At 67.4% G+C, this 17990-nt stretch carries 14 protein-coding genes and 2 pseudogenes; 4 read left to right on the top strand and 12 right to left on the bottom strand.

Features of this window, described 5'->3' with window-relative positions; genetic code table 11:
• Positions 1-5: 5 nt before the first annotated feature.
• The gene (locus ACYVLQ_RS18855; protein WP_460698798.1) at positions 6-1067 is read right to left on the bottom strand and encodes a dTDP-glucose 4,6-dehydratase; all 1062 of its coding nucleotides are present in this window, start codon (positions 1065-1067) and stop codon (positions 6-8) included.
• A 989-nt stretch (positions 1068-2056) separates the two neighbouring features.
• Between ACYVLQ_RS18855 and ACYVLQ_RS18860 the strand changes: the two genes are divergently transcribed.
• Entirely contained in the window at positions 2057-2194 is a 138-nt protein-coding gene (locus ACYVLQ_RS18860; RefSeq protein ID WP_460698799.1) for a hypothetical protein, read from the top strand.
• A 202-nt stretch (positions 2195-2396) separates the two neighbouring features.
• Here the strand turns inward: ACYVLQ_RS18860 and ACYVLQ_RS18865 are convergent, their stop codons facing one another.
• Both ACYVLQ_RS18865 and ACYVLQ_RS18870 read right to left on the bottom strand, forming a co-directional pair.
• Entirely contained in the window at positions 2397-3077 is a 681-nt protein-coding gene (locus ACYVLQ_RS18865; protein WP_460698800.1) for a class I SAM-dependent methyltransferase, read from the bottom strand.
• Between the two features lie 317 nt (positions 3078-3394).
• Positions 3395-4738 carry a uroporphyrinogen decarboxylase/cobalamine-independent methonine synthase family protein gene (locus ACYVLQ_RS18870; protein WP_460698801.1) on the bottom strand — a complete coding sequence of 448 codons (1344 nt, stop codon included), beginning with the start codon at positions 4736-4738 and terminating at the stop codon, positions 3395-3397.
• A 655-nt stretch (positions 4739-5393) separates the two neighbouring features.
• Between ACYVLQ_RS18870 and ACYVLQ_RS18875 the strand changes: the two genes are divergently transcribed.
• The gene (locus ACYVLQ_RS18875; RefSeq protein WP_460698802.1) at positions 5394-5978 is read left to right on the top strand and encodes a hypothetical protein; all 585 of its coding nucleotides are present in this window, start codon (positions 5394-5396) and stop codon (positions 5976-5978) included.
• Between the two features lie 193 nt (positions 5979-6171).
• On the opposite strand, the gene ACYVLQ_RS18880 is transcribed toward ACYVLQ_RS18875, so the two are convergent.
• A complete protein-coding gene (locus ACYVLQ_RS18880; RefSeq protein ID WP_460698803.1) occupies positions 6172-6861 on the bottom strand; it encodes a hypothetical protein in 690 nt (229 codons plus the stop codon).
• 70 nt (positions 6862-6931) lie between these two features.
• On the bottom strand, positions 6932-7957 hold the full coding sequence (locus ACYVLQ_RS18885) for a hypothetical protein (protein ID WP_460698804.1): 1026 nt from the start codon (positions 7955-7957) through the stop codon (positions 6932-6934).
• A 255-nt stretch (positions 7958-8212) separates the two neighbouring features.
• Between ACYVLQ_RS18885 and ACYVLQ_RS18890 the strand changes: the two are divergent.
• Positions 8213-8350: pseudogene (locus ACYVLQ_RS18890) on the top strand (methyltransferase domain-containing protein); the annotation flags it as partial.
• Here ACYVLQ_RS18890 and ACYVLQ_RS18895 read toward each other — a convergent pair.
• The 6 genes and pseudogenes from ACYVLQ_RS18895 to ACYVLQ_RS18920 form a co-directional block, all read right to left on the bottom strand.
• Complete coding sequence (locus ACYVLQ_RS18895; RefSeq protein WP_460698805.1) at positions 8341-9297, bottom strand: alpha/beta hydrolase family protein; 957 nt, start codon at positions 9295-9297, stop codon at positions 8341-8343. The pseudogene ACYVLQ_RS18890 and the gene ACYVLQ_RS18895 overlap by 10 nt on opposite strands.
• Positions 9298-9374: 77 nt before the next feature.
• Positions 9375-11000, bottom strand: a complete 1626-nt coding sequence (locus ACYVLQ_RS18900) for an acyltransferase family protein (RefSeq protein WP_460698806.1) — start codon at positions 10998-11000, stop codon at positions 9375-9377.
• A gap of 1206 nt (positions 11001-12206) precedes the next feature.
• Positions 12207-12638 (bottom strand): cupin domain-containing protein, encoded by a 432-nt coding sequence (locus ACYVLQ_RS18905; RefSeq protein WP_460698949.1) that lies wholly within the window; start codon positions 12636-12638, stop codon positions 12207-12209.
• Between the two features lie 72 nt (positions 12639-12710).
• Positions 12711-12959, bottom strand: a pseudogene (locus tag ACYVLQ_RS18910) (DUF952 domain-containing protein); the annotation flags it as partial.
• Positions 12960-13000: 41 nt separating this feature from the next.
• On the bottom strand, positions 13001-13456 hold the full coding sequence (locus ACYVLQ_RS18915) for a type II toxin-antitoxin system Rv0910 family toxin (protein ID WP_460698807.1): 456 nt from the start codon (positions 13454-13456) through the stop codon (positions 13001-13003).
• A gap of 282 nt (positions 13457-13738) precedes the next feature.
• Positions 13739-15274, bottom strand: coding sequence for an aldehyde dehydrogenase family protein (locus ACYVLQ_RS18920; protein WP_460698808.1), 1536 nt, complete (start codon positions 15272-15274; stop codon positions 13739-13741).
• 141 nt (positions 15275-15415) lie between these two features.
• On the opposite strand from ACYVLQ_RS18920, the gene ACYVLQ_RS18925 reads away from it, so the two are divergent.
• The gene (locus ACYVLQ_RS18925) at positions 15416-15898 is read left to right on the top strand and encodes a cation:proton antiporter regulatory subunit (protein WP_460698809.1); all 483 of its coding nucleotides are present in this window, start codon (positions 15416-15418) and stop codon (positions 15896-15898) included.
• Positions 15899-15992: 94 nt separating this feature from the next.
• On the opposite strand, the gene ACYVLQ_RS18930 is transcribed toward ACYVLQ_RS18925, so the two are convergent.
• A complete protein-coding gene (locus tag ACYVLQ_RS18930) occupies positions 15993-17972 on the bottom strand; it encodes a heavy metal translocating P-type ATPase (protein ID WP_460698810.1) in 1980 nt (659 codons plus the stop codon).
• Positions 17973-17990 lie beyond the last annotated feature (18 nt).

The following is a 17990-nucleotide window of genomic DNA, read 5'->3' on the forward strand; positions in this document are numbered from 1 at the left end:
GGTGGTTACCGCTGCACCGCGTCGGGGCGGGCCCAGTCGAAGCCGAGTTCGCCCTTCTCCGCCAGGACCTTCTCCCACCAGCCGCGGTTGTCGCGGTACCAGCGCACGACCTCGCCGATGCCGGACTCGAAGTCGTGCTCGGGTCGCCAGTTGAGCGTGGACTCGATCTTGCGGGGGTCGATGAGATACCGGCGGTCATGGTTCGGGCGGTCGGGAATGTGCTCGATCCACTCCGCCGGATCCAACCCCAGTTCCGTGATCACCCGGCGGGCCACCTCCATGTTGGTGACCTCGCAGCGCCCGGACACATCGAAGATCGGCAGCAGGCCCGGATCGGTGGCCGCCGCCGCTGGGACAGGGTCGAGCCGAGCCTTCAGAACCCGGTGGATCGCCGCACAGTGGTCGGCGACGTGCAGCCAGTCCCGCGACTGCTGGCCGTCGCCGTAGATGGGTACCTTCCGGCCACGCAACAGGTTGGTCACCGCAAGCGGAATCAGCTTCTCCGGCATCTGATATGGCCCATAGTTGTTGGCGCAGTGCGTCATCCGGATCGACATCTCCGGATAGGTCTGCATGTAGGCGCGCACCATCTGGTCCCCGGCGGCCTTGGCCGCCGAGTATGGCGTCTTCGCGTTCAGCGGCGATCCTTCGTGGAACCACTGCGCGCCATGGGCCAGCTCCCCGTACACCTCGATCGTCGACACGTGCACATGCGAGGTGACCGGCATCAGCCTGCTGCACTCGGCCATCACCTGCGCGCCCAACGCGTTGGACCGCATGAACGCGCTCGGGCTCAGGATCGCCCGATCGTTGTGCGACTCAGCCGCGAAATTCACCACGTAGTCCGGCTGGTAGCGGCGGTACATGTCGGCCATCGCGTCGAAATCGGCGATATCGGCCTTTTCGAACCTGATGCGGTCCTGGACCGGATCCAGGTTGGCCTCGTTGCCGGCGAAACCGATGTAGTCGACAGCGACGATCTGCGCTTCAGGCTCCCACCGTGTTAGCAGGTGCACATAGTTCGCGCCGATAAACCCCGCAGCACCGGTCACCAGGTATACAGCCATGGGGTCAGAGCCTAGCCGATAGGCCCTACTCCTCGGCAGAGATGATCGCGCCGATCCCTCGTCAAACACCGAACCCCGCTCGCCAAGACCGCCACGGCACGAGACGACCGTCCTGTTGAGCCGCAGTGTCGCCTAAAGGGTGAACGAGTCACTCCCACAGCTTGCGCAAGCACCTCGGCAACCGGAGGTCCTGAATCCGGCCCGACATCGGGTGCCGTCCGCGAGTACTGCGTTAATCAGCGCTCGAGCAAGTTCATGCGCTTCGCGGCTATACGAAACACTTAGACCAGTTGCGCTATTAAGGTCAAAATGCGGTGAGAGTGGTCGGCAAACCCGCTCCACCCCATAGCGTGCGGACAGTAATTGGCGCACAGAGTCTAATGTAGATGCAATAATCACCGGGCCGAGAAACATACCGGTGAATACGGTAAAGATTTCCCGCTCACGTGCGAAATCTGCGATGCTGAACTCGATATCCGGGTCGGCATCGATCCGTTGCATACCGGAGTGAATATCGCGTTGAATCCGCGTGATATCGACCCATGTCTTTTTTCCGTCATCGAAAGTAGTAGGCCACGGAAACTCCTCGCATCGAAGGAGGGCTGTGTTTCAATTAAATCAGCAGCATGGTCGTATTTGTGCTTCAGTGAGTACAAAACGCCTGGTCCTTCCGGGATGGAGGATGGTGTCAGAGTCCCCCTCCGGACACAGTTTTCCGTCCTCCGAGACGGAGATTGGTGTCGCGTGTTCAAGCGCATTTGAACACGCGACGAATTCTCCTTCTACCAGCGGTTTCCCGCATCTCCCCAGGTGGCTTCCTGCCTCCGTACAGCTTCGCGGCTTCACCCGTGTATATGCGCCGGAACTCGTGGCAGGCGGTTGGAGGCGATGCCGCAGACCCCGAGAATCGGGCCCACATCGTCTACGGCTCAGCACTTCTCACTCCCGCCGGGCGGGGTGGCCGACAGCTCCATCCCGAAGGCTCTCGGATGTCGATCGGCATACCGATCGACATCCAGCCCCCGCTTCCCGGTGCTGTGACCATCACGACCGTCTGCGAGGTCAAGCACGCCGTGCGGGCACGCGTGGCGCACGCGACGGCGAACAGCAGCCCTTTGAAGGAGTAGGGATGTCGCCAGGCTGCGAGTTGACGGCACACCCGGGTGCTCGGAGGTGTCGGGTGGTGTCGCTGCCCAGAACCCGGCTCCTGCACCGGATTCGGCTGGATGGCGTGGACGACAGGTGTTCGCGCCGTGTCCTCGCAGGGCGGGATCCGGAGAGGGTCCGCGGGGTGGTGGGTTGTGTCGGGGCCTGGTGGGAGCTCCAGTGTCAGGTTGCTGGCTGGGGTTCGTATCGTGCTTGGAAGAAGGCGACCGATCCGTGGGTGGTCAGTTGGTAGTCGGTGAATCGGCGGGCGAGTTGTGTGTCGAGGTCGTGGAGAGTGTCGGCGGTGTTGGCGAGCACGCCGACTCTGTTGAGTGTGGCCATCAGCAGGCGTGCGCGGCGGGGGTGTGGTTCCCGGTGGCCGAGTAGGGTGCTGCCGAAGATGCGGCAGCCGGGTGCGGCGACGGCGGCGGCGTGGTCGAACACGACGGCCTTGTCGGCGAAATCGCCTGGGATGCAGTGCATCAGGAAGTTCAGCCCGATGGAGTCGAACCGGGGTGGTTCGATGTCGAGCGGGCGCAGCACATTGCGCCGGTAGGTTTCGGGCCGGTGCTGTGTGAGGGTGCGGGCGCTGTGGGCGAGTACTTGGGGGTTGAGATCGACGAGCGCCAAACGCGTTAGAGGCTTGTAGTGTCGCAGGAAGTATCCGGTGCCGGGGCCGAGTTCGAGATGCCGGTCGCTGATGTTGTGGTCGTAGAGTTCTTGCATGTCGGTGCGGGGCGCGCGCCACACGTATCGGCAGACCAGGCCGAGCACGAGGGTGTCGTAGATGGTGAGCATGAACGGGTTGTAGGCGCGCGCGCCGCGTTCGGCCGCGGCGTTGGGGTCATGTGCTGGTTCGGTCATGGTGTTGCCTCTGCTGTCAGTGGTGGAGCTGGGGGACAGGCGAAATGCGTGGCGGCCGTGTGCGACAAGATGAATTCCGGCCGTTCGTCGATCCGGCCAGGGCGGCCGGCGAGGAATTCGTTGAGTTGATCGCGGTAGGCCTACATTGCTGCACCGAGGAGGAAAGTACGCCGTACGACGCTTGTGCTGGCGGGACATGGAGCCGAACGGACGAGACCCGACTTGGCATGATTTCGACGTAACCCGAGTACCGGACCGGCCGGCGTCCTACATAGCGATGTGATCGCAAACGCCGCGCGGCGTTTGGGATTGGGCTACTACTGGACCCGCTTCATGAGCTCAGCCAACAATGCCAGTGCGCGATCCATGGCGGCCTCCGGCATGCGGGCCATGCCGCATGACGTGCCCAGGCCGCCGAAGGGTCGCGGATAGTACCGGCGAGCATAAGACAATGCGGTGAGAATATGTTCGGCTGTCGCGTTCTCGTGCACGATCCCCGCGTAGATCGGCGCGTCGGTGGTCAATCGTTCGAGCGGGCTGTAGATGTCGGCCTTGTCCTCGTCCGCGCAGGGCAGTACGTCGGCGCCGGCGAGCGGAATGTGAATTCCTTCGAGTCGGCGTCCCTCCGGCCAAGCCGCCACGATAGCGTTGGCGAGCTGGACGACCGGCTCGTATCCGTCGATCCGCTTCTTCCAGGTCGTGTGCTCCCAATCGCCTCGGCACATGTGCACGGTGACGCGGGCGCCGTCCGGCATCCGGCCGACGAATGCAGCCAGATCGGTGGCCATAGCGTCCGCCTGCGCCGCGCGTTCCTCATCGGATTCGATGCCTTCCAGCACCACCATCCGCGCCGGACTCTCGAGCTGGAATCGCACGTTGCCGTCGAACAACCGGTGGACGGCCGATATTTCACTCAGCGCCGGTCTCCGAAACGATTCATAATGCCGCGTGATCCCCGCCGTCCCGAGGGCGAAGAATGCGTGATCGAACGGATCGATGATGTCGGCTTGATAGGGCTTGCTCTCGCCGTGCTCCAGGATCATGCGATCCAGGATCGGTTTGGCCGCCTCGGCCTGATCGAAGTATCCCAGCAGGACGGGAGAGATTTCGAGTTCCCCGTTGCCACGGTATTCATAGGTCGGCATGCCGTTGTAGCCGAGTTCGATGTTCCCGTGGTCGACTTTCGTCATCCCGGGGAGGCCGAAAGTTGCACGCAGGCGAGGCATGATCCAACCGGGAAAGGAGGTGTCGCCGTCCGGGAAGGACTGCAGATACGGCCAGAGTGTTTCGAATTTCTCCATGGCCGCACTCCGAGTCGGAGCATTGGCGCTACCGGCGAGATACGTCGTGGGGAATGAAAGCGCGGTTGCCATCGGCGTCCTTCCATCAATGTGATGCCGGGACTCTAAATCGAGAGCAGCTCCGAGTCGACCTCGAGCATCCTCCCAACCGTGGGTATGTGGGAAACCCGCAGCGTTCTGAGGGCTGGTTCTATGTGGATTGTTCTGCCAGGGTCCCCGGGCAGCCGTGGCATTGCGATCCGAGCATCGGGGTGGCCGCGGCGACGGACGGTGACCGGCTGCGGATGGCGCCGCGGGATCAGCCGTGGTTGCGGGTACACCTCCACACTGCACTGTAAAGAGCGGAATCGTGCGGATCATGTCTGACGTAGTTAATCGGAATCGTGCCGCCTACCACCGGGTCTTGGGCCAGTCCGCCATGCTTGGAGGCACCGACATAACTCGTGCCATCGGCGTTGAAGTAGTAATGGAAATACTTGACGTTGGACCGAGTATCGTTCAGTTCCCGGCTCGGACTCGTGACGCCCAGCAACAGGAGCGAATGCGCGAATGAGAACCCGGCGATGCACGCCACGACGATCGCGATCCTCCCTGCCACTGACGTCGGTCGTCCCCGCGCCGAGCACTCACCCACCCCCCGATCTCACCGCCTTCAGCAACGCCATGCGTGGACTGATGACCGGAAACTGGGAGCCTGTGCCGCACAGCCCGAGGCCCGCGCCGGGCCCCCCACACGGTCTCGGTGCGCTTACGGACACGGTGGCGAATTTCCGGGCTGTCGTTCGGTTCTCCCATAACGAGCGACGTCTCAGCTACTCTTGGTCAGGTACGGTGCACCCCACGCAATTCGGTACGAGAGCAACAACATCGGGCTCTGCCGACGTCGCCGGAGCCGATGACCGACACCGCAGACGAGCCGCAATGTAGGCCGGGCGCCACGTGCCCGCGCGCGGCGTGGTCTTCCGGCCGTCGCCATGACCGTTCGCGCAGCAATCGAACACGGCAAGGGGGTTTCGTGGCCACAACAGCCCAGCTTCGCGCCGCCCTGGCAGTTCTGCACACCGCATCCTGCTCAGCCGGACGCTCCGTACCCGGCCGCCGGAACGGCGCAATCGACCCCAGTACCGACCACGTTCTGATCGCCGGAACGCTCTACGGCATCCTCGGCGCCGAACTCCAGCGCACCCTCGCCTCCGCTCCCGACGACGACCATGCAACACGCCGATGGGCCGCGGCCACCGCGGACGCCCTCACCCAGCCCCCGGCCGTCATCGCCGATCACGCGAACTTCGACATCGCGTGGTTCGAACACCGCATCGACGCCCTACTCGGTTACGCCCGCCCCCCGGACACGGGACGAGAACTACTCACCGCGGTCGCTCGTGCCACCGACGCCATCAAGATCCTGCTGTACCTGTACAGCAAGCCGGGCCATATCGACAGCCACCCGCTCTGGCGCGCCGTACTCGACGACCTCAGCCGCGCCCATCATCTGGCCCTCGCCGCCACCGCCAGCAGCACCGAGATCACCACTCCCACAGCGCGAATCGCTCACGCGCCGGCTCAGACGGCCACTCCACACCACCCACCGGCACCCTGATCGCGAGCACGACACACCCCGTGTGGACGAGGGGATGGGCCCGCGAATGCGGCATCGAGATCGCCGACTCGTATCATGTTGTGGCCGTGGCGCTTCCGCCTCACTCCGAGGAGTATTCCGCGCTCAGGCGATTGCCGGTGGAGCGGAGCGGCAGGAGGTGCCCCAAGGTCCCACGGCTCGTTTACAGTCCGGCTCACCGGATACCGACGCCCTCCCCGACGGTGGCGAAAGGTATCCCTTGGTTATCCAGCTCGATCACCTGATCCGCACCGTCGATGGTGACGAGCAGTCGGATCTGCCAACGAACCACACCGGTTCCTGGGTGTTTCGCACGCAGCTCGACCGGCTGCACCTCCCCGGGGCCGAGTACGATGCTGAACCCTCCCGGTACGACGCCGTCGGGGAGAGGATCCGGCAGCGCGTCCGGGGAATCCGTTCCCTCGGATGGGGTGTCGGACAGTGTAGCTCGCCAGCGTTGCGGCTGTCTGTGCGTGGGCGAGTCAGGCAAGGAATCCGCTTTGCACTCGATAGTCCGGGCGTCGGCCACGCTCTCGGCCGAGATGGTGTCGAACAGGATGATTTTGACGTCCACGACGGCCTGGCGGATGGCTCGTATCTCGAATCCTACGGAGTACTCGTTGCTCCGTGCGGCCACTGTTTCGGATAGAAGGGGTGATTTGGCGATATCGGCGCATCGCGTATTCCGGTCGATGGCACTGCTATTGGCCGAATCGACAACGGCGAGCCCCGGACCGATGTACGCCGCGCTGAACTGCACGCCGCGGGACTCGTCAGCCGACCTATCGCTGGGCTCGCCCGTGGCCGACCCTTCGCGTGCGTCTGCACCCGGCTCGTCGTCGCTGTTGGCGACCAGGACGGCCATGACAACGCCGACGACTACTCCCACCGTGAGCGCTGGCACCAGGATTCGGCCGAGCCCACGCGTCCCAGCCTTAACCATGACCGCTCACAATCTTGGTCGGATCTATCGGTTCCAAGCGGGCCATACCCGCCGATACCTTGTCGTCCGGACCGGTTTCATGCAGCCCCGCACCGTAGGAGGTCGGCCGCCCGGTGATCCGGAAGGGCCGGGAGCTCGGGCGTATGGGTACATCGATCTGCTCCTGCCCGTCGACGAATAGTTCTAGTAGAATTTCGAATTCGGTGCAGGGTTGCTTCGATTCGATTCGGACGTCGACGGCTTGGACGGCCTGTGGGCCGAGCGTGATCTGATTCGTCGGGAAAGGGTCACCCAATGTTCCGGTGGCAGTATCGAGCTCACGGAGTGCCGGTCGTTGACTGTCGAGATTGGCTCCCGCCCTGGGGATCTCGCTCATCTCGCCACCGGAACCACCTTGAACGGTACCCATGATGGCGGTTCCGTTCAGTGGGCTGCTCCGGCGCAAGAACCGGACGGATGCCGATTCGATGACCATCGATCTCCGCAAGTTTGTGATCATGAGCCTGAATACAATGCCATCGACCCACGCGCCGCCGTTGTCCAGGACCCAGTTCTGTCGTTTCTTGGACTCATGGAGTTGGCCGAACCAGTCCGGTGTTCTCACTTCGCTCGGGAGAGCCATGAAATCACCACCGAACCCCTTCTCGCCCAGCACCTTGAATGCGACGGCCGATCCCCGCATCGCGGGGAGCTCCCAGTCTTGGCGGTCCTGCTCTCGCCGCTCGGCCTTGTCGGCCACAAGGGCCGACCGCATCGCCCAATAGGTGCCGCCGACGGTGGCGGTGAGCGCCGCGCCGGCGATGAGCACGTTGCGGCGATTCCACACCTCGCCCGCGGCGGACTTCGTGGACCGTTGTCGTGCGCCCGAATTCGATATCTCCGGAGGGCGCGCCGAAGCCGCCGGTGGTGCTTGAGCCGATGGATTCTTCGGCGCGGTCGGCGGTGGTGACTGCGGCTCTCGATCCGGCGATCGGCTGCTGGACCGAGCTTCCGGCTTCGGCATATCCGCAGGCGCCATGGGCCTCCCCCTTCTCCAATGGACCGCGCAGCCGGGTCGAGCCCCCCACACTACAACGATCCCCCTGCTCGAGGACGGAGTTCGGTGCACGGCAAATCCATTGCAGCCCAACATGGAACCGGTTACAGTCGCCAGTCCCGAGCTTTGCCGGGCGGGTGACGGCACAATGTCCGCGCGGCTCGAGGAGGTTCGTATGGCGTCTGGGTTGTCCGCGCGACTGCGGGAATTGTCGATGCGCTGCCGTTGCGGCCGGGGATGCGGGTGTTGGAGATAGGCTGCGGCCCGGGTGCGGCGGCGCGAGCGATCGCCGCCCGGATCGGTGACGGGCACGTGCTGGGCATCGACCGATCGGAGGTGGCCGTCCGGCAGGCGTGCGCCGCGACTCAGCGCAGGGCCGTGGCGACGTGGTTGACGATCGTGGCCCGGGCGGCGGTCCACGCCGCGGAATCGGCGTCGACGAATTCCGCGTGCCCGGTGCCGGGCAGGATCCGCAGATCGGCGGCGAGCCCGGCGCGCTCGGCCGCGGCGATGTAGCGGCGGCTCTGCTCGAGGGCGACGACGCTGTCGCTGTCGCCGTGCACGGCGGTGACGTGGACACCGGTGGGGAGGTTGGCGATGGGGGATGCCGTGCGGTAGCGGTCGGGCACGTCGTCGGGGCCGCCGCCGAGGAGTCCGCGGACATAGGCGTCGCGGCCGTTGGCGACCGCGAACCGCATGTCCAGCACCGCGGCCAGCAGCGTGGCGCTGCGGATACGCAACGTCGACGCGGATGTGGCGGGTGGCGCCGGCGCGCTGCGCCGGGCCGCGGCCCATGCCGCGAGTTGGCCGCCGGAGGAATGCCCGGCCAGGTGGACCTGTCCCAGATCCAGCCGGTTGCCGCTGCGCCGCTGGACGGTGGTAGCCAGGGCGGTGACGGCGTCGTCGACGTCGGTCAGGGTGGTCGGCCAGCCACCGGCGCCGTTGACCCGGCGGTATTCGATATTCCACACGGCCACACCGTGTTCGGCCAGCTGTCTCGAGTGCCGCGCGAATCCGGCGAGGGTGCGGTGTTGCGACCACCCGCCGCCGTGGATGAGCACCACGACCGGGTGCGGCCCGGTTCCGTTGGGCAGGTAGAGATCTCCGAAGGTGTCCGCGGCGTCGCCGTAGCGGATCCGTGCCGGCGTGTCGGGAGCGGCGGGCGTGGGCTCGGCCATGATCGCGACCGGGGAGGCGGGTTCGACGGAGGCGTAGGAAACCGCGGCGACGACAAACGCGAGGACCGCCGCCGACGCGAGGGTGCGTGCTCGGCCGCGCCTGCGCGCGCTGTCGCCGCGGCGACCGTTCTGCCGGGGAGTCACGATTCGATAACCTACCGGCATCGTATGGCGCGCACCAGGATTGGCGGCCGGTGTGATCCGATCGTCGCCCGACGGAACTACCACCAGTTCAGCAGCGGGCCCAGTTCGCGGCCGAGTGGCCCCGCCAGCGATCGTGAGTAGCTGGCGGTGAAGTGGTGCTCGTCATGGTAGATGAGGATGTTTCCCGCGGCCACGGGACAGATCTGCGGTTCGCAGACAGCGTCGGAGAGGTCGACGGGAAAGACGTTCGGGAACCGCGACGCCGGTTCGATCTCGGGATTCACCGGGTCCAGCGCGTCTTCGCGTCGCATCCCGCAGCCGATCCGGTCGCCGCCGCCGGCCAGACAATCCGGTGCGCTGTAGCGGACGCCGTCGCGCCGCAGCCACGGTGTGTCGCGGATCGCGACGACATTGAGGCCGCGGTCGGCGAGGGCGGACCACACATCGATGTAGTCGGCCGGGATCTCGTCGCCGACCTCGTCGCGCGGCCGGGTGCCGGTGGTGAAGACCCAGTCCGGACGGTCGAGGTGGAGGCGGTCGATCACCTCGCGGGACCAGTCGCGGCAGTCGGGGATGGGCTCGCCCTTGTAGGTCACCTCGTCGGAAAGGGTCAGCGGGCAGCCCATTTTCAGGTAGACCTGGATACGGAACCGGTATTCGTCGGCCAGCACCTGCAGGGCGGGCAGCCAATGCTCGGCGTGTGAGTTGCCGACCAGCGCAAGGGTTCGCGGACCCACGGGATCACCGTAGGTGCAGGTGATCACGTCGCGGGTGTCCCAGTCGGCGATGCAGCCGTCGACGGTCGGGGGCGGGATGTCGGCGGCCGCCTCGAACACCGTCGGCCGCATCCGCGCATCGGGAGACGGCGCGCCCGAGGCGAGCGCTTCGGCGCCCCGATACAGCCTCTCGTTCAGTGCGTCGACCGAGCGCGGTGGATTGACGTGCGCGACGGCGACCTGCCACGCACCGCTCACACCGATCACCGTGGCGGTGGTGACGACCACGGTTGCCCCGACCGCGCGCCGATACGCCGCCGACGGAACCGCGCCGGTGCGGCCCATCCGCAGGGGTTGTTCGATCCACCGGTGCGTCGCCCACGCCAGCGGCGCCGACAGGGCGATGACGGCTATACCGCCGAGCAGGTCGGCGCGCGGGCGTCCGGTGTCGACGAGGTATAAGATCAGAATCGGCCAGTGCCACAGGTAGAGCGGATAGGCGAGGTCGCCGAGCCACCGCGCGAACCGTGTGGACAGCACCCGGTTCGGCCACGGCCGCGCCGCCGCGGGCAGATTCGCACCGGCCACGATCACCGCTGCCGCCGCCCCAACCGGCAGCAGGGCCGCAGGCCCCGGGAATCTGTTGGCGCCGTTGACGATCAGCCACCCGCACGCGACCACACCGACCGCGCCCAGCGCCGCCAGCAGCGCCCGCAGCAGCCGTGGCGGCGACAGATACGGCGCCGCGAGCGCGAGCCCGGCACCGGCCAGGAGCTCCCAGGCGCGGGCCAGGCTGTCGTAGTAGTTCCACCCCTGCTGGGTCGCGGCGCCCTCGGCCGCGTACCCGAACGACCACACCGCCAGCGCGGTCGCCACCACGCCCAGCAGTGGGCGCAATGCCGAAACGCGATGCAGCGCACGACATGTCCACGCCAGTGTCGCGACGACGAGGAGGGCGGCCAGATAGAACTGGCCCTGCACCGACATCGACCACAGATGCTGCAGCGGGCTGACCGACGATCGGCGGCGAGGTAGTCCGACCAGGTGAGCGCCAGCGCCCAGTTCTGGTAGTACAACAGCGACGCCAGCGTCTGCGCCGCGACGTCGGACCACTGCGTGTAGGGACGCAGGGCCACCGTCGCGGCCACCACGGTCGCGAGGACGACGGCCATCGCCGGGAGCAACCTTCTTCCCGTGCGGCGCACCGTGAACCACACCCCGACCGACCCGGAGCCCTCGGCACGGCGCAGCAGCAGGCCGGTGAAGAAGAACCCGGACAGCACCAGGAACACGTCGACGCCGCCGGAGACCCGGCCGAGCCAGATATGGAAGACCACGACCAGCGCAATCGCCACCCCGCGCAGGCCGTCCAGATCCGAACGGTAAGCGGCGCCGGTGCGTGGATCGGCCGAGGGTATTGCGGGGCTCGGCGTGTCGATGGCCGCATCGGCCACACGCGGCTCTGCCCGCTTCACCGGATCGCGCGGCGGGCCGGTGCGGTGACCACATGCACCGGATGAACAAGGCGCCGTGCGAGGTGAACGAGAAGAAGCCGAGACACGACATTCCTCCTACCACGGGCCGGAATGTCCGTCCACTTTGTCCGGTGACCGCGCGGACCTCACGCGGCGGGACAAGCAACTCCCTCTCATGTAGTCTGTGGCGCAGTGGCCGAGCATCCATCGGATCTGCAGTATCTGTAACTCAGAGTTACAGATAAACCTCCGACTCCGGTCGGAGGTTTTCTCGTTCCGGTGCCGCCGCCGGATCCGCACCGCCTGGCGTCTGCGCCGGTCGTAGTCGGTTCCGAGCCTACCGAATTCTGGCAGACAACTGAAAGATCGCTCCTCTCGGCACAGAATCGCGATGCGGCGACGCAGGCGCTGGCGGCGGCGGACGATCCGGTAGCTGCCGAATCCTGCACCACTGTCCGGACCGCTCCGCGGAAATACTGCGAATCCTGTCCGAACAGATCAGGGTGCTGGAAAGAGTGCCGGGTCGGCATTTCGCGGCGTTCCGGCAATATCGAGAAATCGGGCGGTTGCTCGGCAACGACAGGCGGCAAGGCTCGTCTCTACGAGGAATTCGCCGCGGCGGTGTCCCGCTCGGGAATGTCGGCCGGTTCACCATGCCGTTCCCGGAGCTGCGCCGCCTCCGCAGCGACGCGTACGCGGACCGCGCGGTCCCGGTGACCTAGGACGCCGCGTCCGGCGGGTCGAAATCGGCGAAATCGAAGCCGGGGGAGACGAGGCAGCTGACGAGGACCTCGTCTGCGTCCCCGGCCAGTGGCACGGCGCTCTGCCACCAGCCCGCCGGGACCAGCAGTTGCGGTATCTGTCCGGAGAGCACGTCGCCGCCGAGGATGTGTCGCTCGGTGGCGTCCGGCCGCGGCCCGTCGCCGCCGAGGGTCAGGGCGAGCGGGAGACCGGTGTGCCACAGCCAGATCTCGTCGGATCGCACGCGATGCCACACGGACTGCTCGCCGGGCCCGAGCAGGTAATAGATCGCGGTGCCCGCCGCGCGGGCGCCAGGATAGCCCGCGGGGGTGAACGTGTGTGCGCTGCGCCAGGTTTCGCGGAACCATCCGCCCTCGGGATGCGGCAGCAGATCCAGCGCGTCGACCAGCTGCGAGCGACGGTCGAGCGAGACGTACGCGCCGGTGACATCCCTGCGCGCGTATCGGGTTTCGACGATCGCCGAGCGCTCGATCGGTCCGTGGACGCGCGGCAGATCGCCGTCCACCGACGTCTCGTAGCGCACGGCTACGCCGAGCTTCGACGGATCCAGCAGCAGCGCCACCATCGGTTCGTCCTCGTCCCGGTGGGACGTGTTCGCGATGTGCAGCATCGTCGCCTCGTCGGGGGCGCACCGCAGGAAACCTTCGGACTTCAGGGACGCGCTCGAGATGGACCCGTCGGCTGCCCGGAGGTCCGACAGGCGCAGCATATGGACTATCAGATCGGTCGACACACACCCAACCTACGCACTCACGGGTGTGAGGAGACGGCGAACCCGTCCGCGAGCCGACGCAGGCTGCGCTTGGCTTCCATGGTCGTCGCGTGTTCGATGATCGAGGCGTCCGCATGGCGCAGGGCCGCGCCGTCGAGACAGGTCTCCAGGGTCACCAGCGACTCCGCGGCATCCTCGCTGCTGAGTGTCAGCGTGTAGGTCAGGTGGGTGCCCGCGATGCCGACGCCGGTGAGCTGCAACGTCTTCGGGGCGCGGCAGTCGGCGACGGTCATCTCGATCGTCCCGACCATGCTGAACATCGTGACCTGAGCCCGGACCTTGGCCCCGGCCTCGAGCGAGGGCGGGGTACGTCCGATCCAGTGGTCGTGCGTCGGGACCCACTCGGCCATACGGCTCGGATCCGACACCGCCGCCCAGACCTCTGCCCGCGGCGCATTCACGATACGGGAAACGCTGCTCCGCACTTGCGTCACTACCGTTGCCTCCCAGCAAATTCCAGATACACGCGATTACTGCAGCGAAAACACGGTCACCGCGGTCGGAAAACCAACCTGCCTGTGAACCGGAGAAACAGGCAGTTCGGCCGGGGAAACTGTGTGCGGCAGAGCATATCCGGAGACGACGGCATATTGCACGTCGAACCTCGCCGATCGAACCAATCTCCTCGAATACCCACGAACCGGCCAATTGTAATTCCGAATGCAAGAACAATCGCACACACATGTGCAACGGAATAGTCCGGCTCCGGTCGTCGCTCACGACAGGAATCGGCGCAGGAGACGGTTGCCGAAGCCGTACCGGACCACCGCCTCGAGGTTGCGAATCGTCTTGTCCGAGTAGGGATACCAGAGGCTCTCGGCCTTCGCCTGCCACCGGTCGACGAGGATCGGCTGGGCGTGGGTGAACCCGCGCAACGCGTCGGTGCCGTTGACGTGGCCGACGCCGCTGTTCTTGCGGCCGCCGAACGGCGCCTCGGGCACCCCGTAGATGACGGCGGCGTCGTTGTGGACGACGGATCCGGTGGCCATCCGGGCGGCGATGCGGCGGGCCTTGGCGGGATCCTTGGTGAAGACCGAGCCGCTGAGGCCGTAGCGGCTGTCGTTGGCCAGTCGAATGGCCTCCTCCTCGTCGCGCACCCGCATGACCGCCGCCACCGGCCCGAACGTCTCCTCGGTCATCACGTCCATATCGTGGGTGGCGTCGAGGACGACGGTGGGTTGGAAATACAGGCCGTCGCCCGCGGCGGGCGCGCCGCCGACAACCACATCGGCGCCCTTGTCCTTGGCGTCGTTCACGTGTCGGGTCACGACGTCGACCTGGTGATCCCAGAACAGCGGGCCCATATCGGCGTCACCGCCGGGGCCGTAGGTGATCTCCGCGGCACGCCGGGACACCAGCCGGACGAACTCGTCGGCGACGCTGTCGACCACGTAGATCCGCTCTACGCTCATGCACACCTGCCCGGTGTTGAACATGGACAGATACACCGCCCCCGCGGCGGCGCGCTCGAGATCGGCGTCGGCGCAGACGATCATGGCGTCCTTGCCGCCCAGTTCCAGCGTGTACGGCCGCAGCCGCTGCGCACACGCGGCGGCGATCTTGCGGCCGGTGCCCACGCTGCCGGTGAAGCACACCTTGTCGATATCCGCCTCCACCAGCGCGGCGCCGGTTTCGCCGTCGCCGTGCAGCACCTGGACCACGTCGTCGGGGACGCCGGCCTCGCGCAGGACCCGCACCACCCATTCACCGGAGCGTGGCGTCACCTCGGAGGGCTTGAGCAGCACGGTGTTTCCGGCGAGCAGGGCCTGGACGACGGGGTTGAGCGACAGGACGAACGGCCCGTTCCACGGCGTGATCACACCGACCACGCCCAGCGGCTGGTAGTTGACGTACAGCTTCTTCAGCGGCCGGATGTAGCCGTGCAGCCTGCGGCGCTCCGGGCGCAGATCGCGGCGGGCGCGCCCGGTCCAGTAGGTGAGGAAATCGCAGGACGGCACGATCTCCACCGCCATCGCCTCCACCCGTGGTTTGCCGGTCTCGGCCTGCACCGTGTCCATGATCTCCGCGCGGCGCGCGACGAGCACATCCACCGCCCTGCGCAGGATGTCGGCGCGCTCGCCCACGCCGCGCGCGCCCCAATTCTCCTGCGCCGCACGCGCTCGCGCGACGGCCTCGTCCACCTCGGCCGCCGTGGCGACGTCGATCTCGTCGATGCGCCGCCGATCCACCGGACTGTCCAGGGTGAGTCGGCGGCGACCGTCGGCGGCCGGGATCGAGTGGACGATGGCCATGGTTCTCTCCTCCTCGATTGAAACGTGTTCCATTATTGCCCAGCGCGAGCGTTCCGGCGCGTCGGTACGTCCGCGCGCATCGGCTGCCGCGCGAACCGTCGACCAGGTTTCCGGCGTGCCCCGCGTGGCTATGGTGAAATGGTGAACGTTGAGGTGACCCCGCTCCCGGGCATCGGGGTGCGCAAGGAGTTCTCGCTGGGGAACGCGCGGCGGCGGGTGGGGGTGATCGACCACAAGGACGGCACGATCGACCTCATCGTCAGCAAGCCCGGCAATCCGGACGCGACCGAGCAGATCCCGCTGTCCGCGCGGGAGGCCACCGTGCTGGCCAATCTGCTCGGCGCACCGCAGTTGGTGGCGCAGCTGCGGGAGGAGCACAGCGAGCTGGACGGGGTGACGACTCGCGAACTCCCGGTGCGCGACGGCTCCCCCTATGCCGGGCAGCCGCTGGGGGAGACCAGGATGCGTACGCGCACGACGACGTCCATCGTCGCGGTGGTGCGCTGCGGGCACGCCATCCCGTCGCCGGGCCCCGACTTCACCTTCACCGCAGGCGACGTGCTGGTGGCCGTCGGCACGGCCGAGGGCCTGGAGGCCGCCGCCCGGATTCTCGCCGACGGCTGACCCGCGCCCGAATCAGCTGTCCGCCACCAGACCCGAATCAGCTGTCCGCCACCAGATCCGCCACGATCGGCTCCGCCCGATCGCGGATCCGCGTTCACCGCCCGTCGTGCGCCCAGGCGCGAGATGCCAGCAGTCGCATCCCGTTGAGGCCGACGATGACCGTGGACCCCTCGTGCCCCGCGACGCCCACCGGGAGTGGCAGATGTCCGGCGAGGTCCCACGCGACGAGCACCGTGATGAAGCTCCCGGCGATCACGAGATTGGCCACGACGACGCGTTTCGCCCGGCGCGACAGCGCGATCACCGCCGGGATGGTGGCGAGGTCGTCGCGGACGATCACCGTGTCCGCGGTCTCCAGGGCGAGGTCGGATCCGCTGCGGCCCATGGCGATTCCGGTGTGCGCGGCGGCGAGGGCGGGCGCGTCGTTGACTCCGTCGCCGACGAGGGCGACGCGATGACCTTCGCTCTCGAGGTCGGAGACGGCCGCGACCTTGTCCTCGGGGAGCAGGCCCGCCCGGATGTCGGCGATCCCGACCTGTTTCCCGAGTTCGGTTGCGGCACTAGCGTTGTCGCCGGTCAGCAGTACCGGTGGCGTCCCGGTCAGCCGGGTCAGCGCCGCCACCGTGGTTTCGGCGCCCGGGCGCAGCCGATCGGCGACGGCGAGCACCCCGGCCGGTTCGCCGTCCACCGACACCACGATCGCGGTCTCGCCGCGAGACTCCGCCGCGGCGATGAGGGCTTCCAGCGCGCCGTGCGCGGAGTTCCTGTCCCGACGAGTGCGCAACGGGTCGCAGTCGGATTCCGGCGCGCGTGCGGGGCGGCCGAGGCGAATCTCGTGGCCGTCGACGATCGCGCGGATCCCGCGGCCGGGCATCGACTCGAACTCGCTCGCGGAAGGGACGTCCAGGCCGCGCCGCCGCGCCGCCGCCGCGACGGCGCGGGCGACGGGGTGCTCGCTGGCATGCTCGGCCGCGGCGGCCAGGGCGAGGATCCGGTCGGCGGCGGTGTCGCCGAGCGGATGCACGCCGGACAGGTGCGGCTCGCCGCGGGTGAGCGTGCCCGTCTTGTCGAAGGCGACGGCGGTGACCGCGCCGAGCTGTTCCATCACGACCGCCGACTTGACCAGCACGCCGTGCCGCCCGGCGGTGGCCATGGCGGCCAGCAGCGGCGGCATGGTGGCCAGGACGACCGCGCACGGCGAGGCGACGATCATGAAGGTCATGGCCCGCAGCAGCGCCGCGTGCAGGTTTGCACCGAATGCCAAGGGTGCGAACAGAACCGCCAGGGTCGCGACGACGACGGCGGCGGAATACCACTGCTCGACCTTCTCGATGAACAGCTGCGCCCCGGCCTTGGTCGCCGAGGCCTGCTCGACCATGGCGACGATGCGGGCCACGACGGTGTCCGACGCGGCGCGCTCAACCCGTACCCGCAGCACCCCGGTGCCGTTGAAGGTGCCCGCGAACACCTCGTCGCCCGGCAGCTTCGGCACCGGCAGCGGCTCCCCGGTGATGGATGCCTGATCGACATCGCTGTCGCCGGATTCGACCGTGCCGTCGGCGCCGATCCGTTCCCCGGGCCGCACCACGAGCACCGTGCCCGGCGTGAGATCGGCCGCGTCGACGACCCGCTCCCGCCCCGCGTCGTCGAGCACCGTCGCGCGTTCGGGCGCGAGGTCGAGCAGGCTGCGCACGGAGTCGGCGGTGCGCTGGGTCAGCACCGCCTCCAGCGCGCCCGATGTCGCGAAGATGACGATCAGCAGTGCGCCGTCGAACACCTGCCCGATCGCGGCGGCCCCGAGGGCGGCGACGATCATCAGCAGGTCCACGTCGAGGGTCTTGTTCCGCAAGGCTCGCAGGCCCGCCAGCGCCGGTTCCCACCCGCCGGTGAGATAGCAGGCCAGATACGCCGCCCACCACAGCCAGGGCGGAGCCGCGGCCCACTGCGCGAGGAGTCCGGCGACGAACAGGGCGGTCGCCGCGACGGCCCATCGCACTTCCGGCAGAGCCAGGACTCGGGTGCGGCCCGGGTGCGCGCCGCCGCGCACAGGACGATCGACGAGGGACGCGGTCATGCCGAACTCCATTTCTCC

It is taken from the genome of Nocardia thraciensis, assembly GCF_054782435.1.

What these genes read in the sequence shown, in the direction of transcription:
- ACYVLQ_RS18930 (WP_460698810.1), bottom strand. Translation starts at nt 17,972, where the DNA reads ATGACCGCGTCCCTCGTCGATCGTCCTGTGCGCGGCGGCGCGCACCCG.
- ACYVLQ_RS18860 (WP_460698799.1), top strand. Translation starts at nt 2,057, where the DNA reads ATGTCGATCGGCATACCGATCGACATCCAGCCCCCGCTTCCCGGTGCT.
- ACYVLQ_RS18855 (WP_460698798.1), bottom strand. Translation starts at nt 1,067, where the DNA reads ATGGCTGTATACCTGGTGACCGGTGCTGCGGGGTTTATCGGCGCGAAC.
- ACYVLQ_RS18885 (WP_460698804.1), bottom strand. Translation starts at nt 7,957, where the DNA reads ATGGCGCCTGCGGATATGCCGAAGCCGGAAGCTCGGTCCAGCAGCCGA.
- ACYVLQ_RS18920 (WP_460698808.1), bottom strand. Translation starts at nt 15,274, where the DNA reads ATGGCCATCGTCCACTCGATCCCGGCCGCCGACGGTCGCCGCCGACTC.
- ACYVLQ_RS18865 (WP_460698800.1), bottom strand. Translation starts at nt 3,077, where the DNA reads ATGACCGAACCAGCACATGACCCCAACGCCGCGGCCGAACGCGGCGCG.
- ACYVLQ_RS18880 (WP_460698803.1), bottom strand. Translation starts at nt 6,861, where the DNA reads ATGGCCGTCCTGGTCGCCAACAGCGACGACGAGCCGGGTGCAGACGCA.
- ACYVLQ_RS18900 (WP_460698806.1), bottom strand. Translation starts at nt 11,000, where the DNA reads ATGTCGGTGCAGGGCCAGTTCTATCTGGCCGCCCTCCTCGTCGTCGCG.
- ACYVLQ_RS18870 (WP_460698801.1), bottom strand. Translation starts at nt 4,738, where the DNA reads ATGATCCGCACGATTCCGCTCTTTACAGTGCAGTGTGGAGGTGTACCC.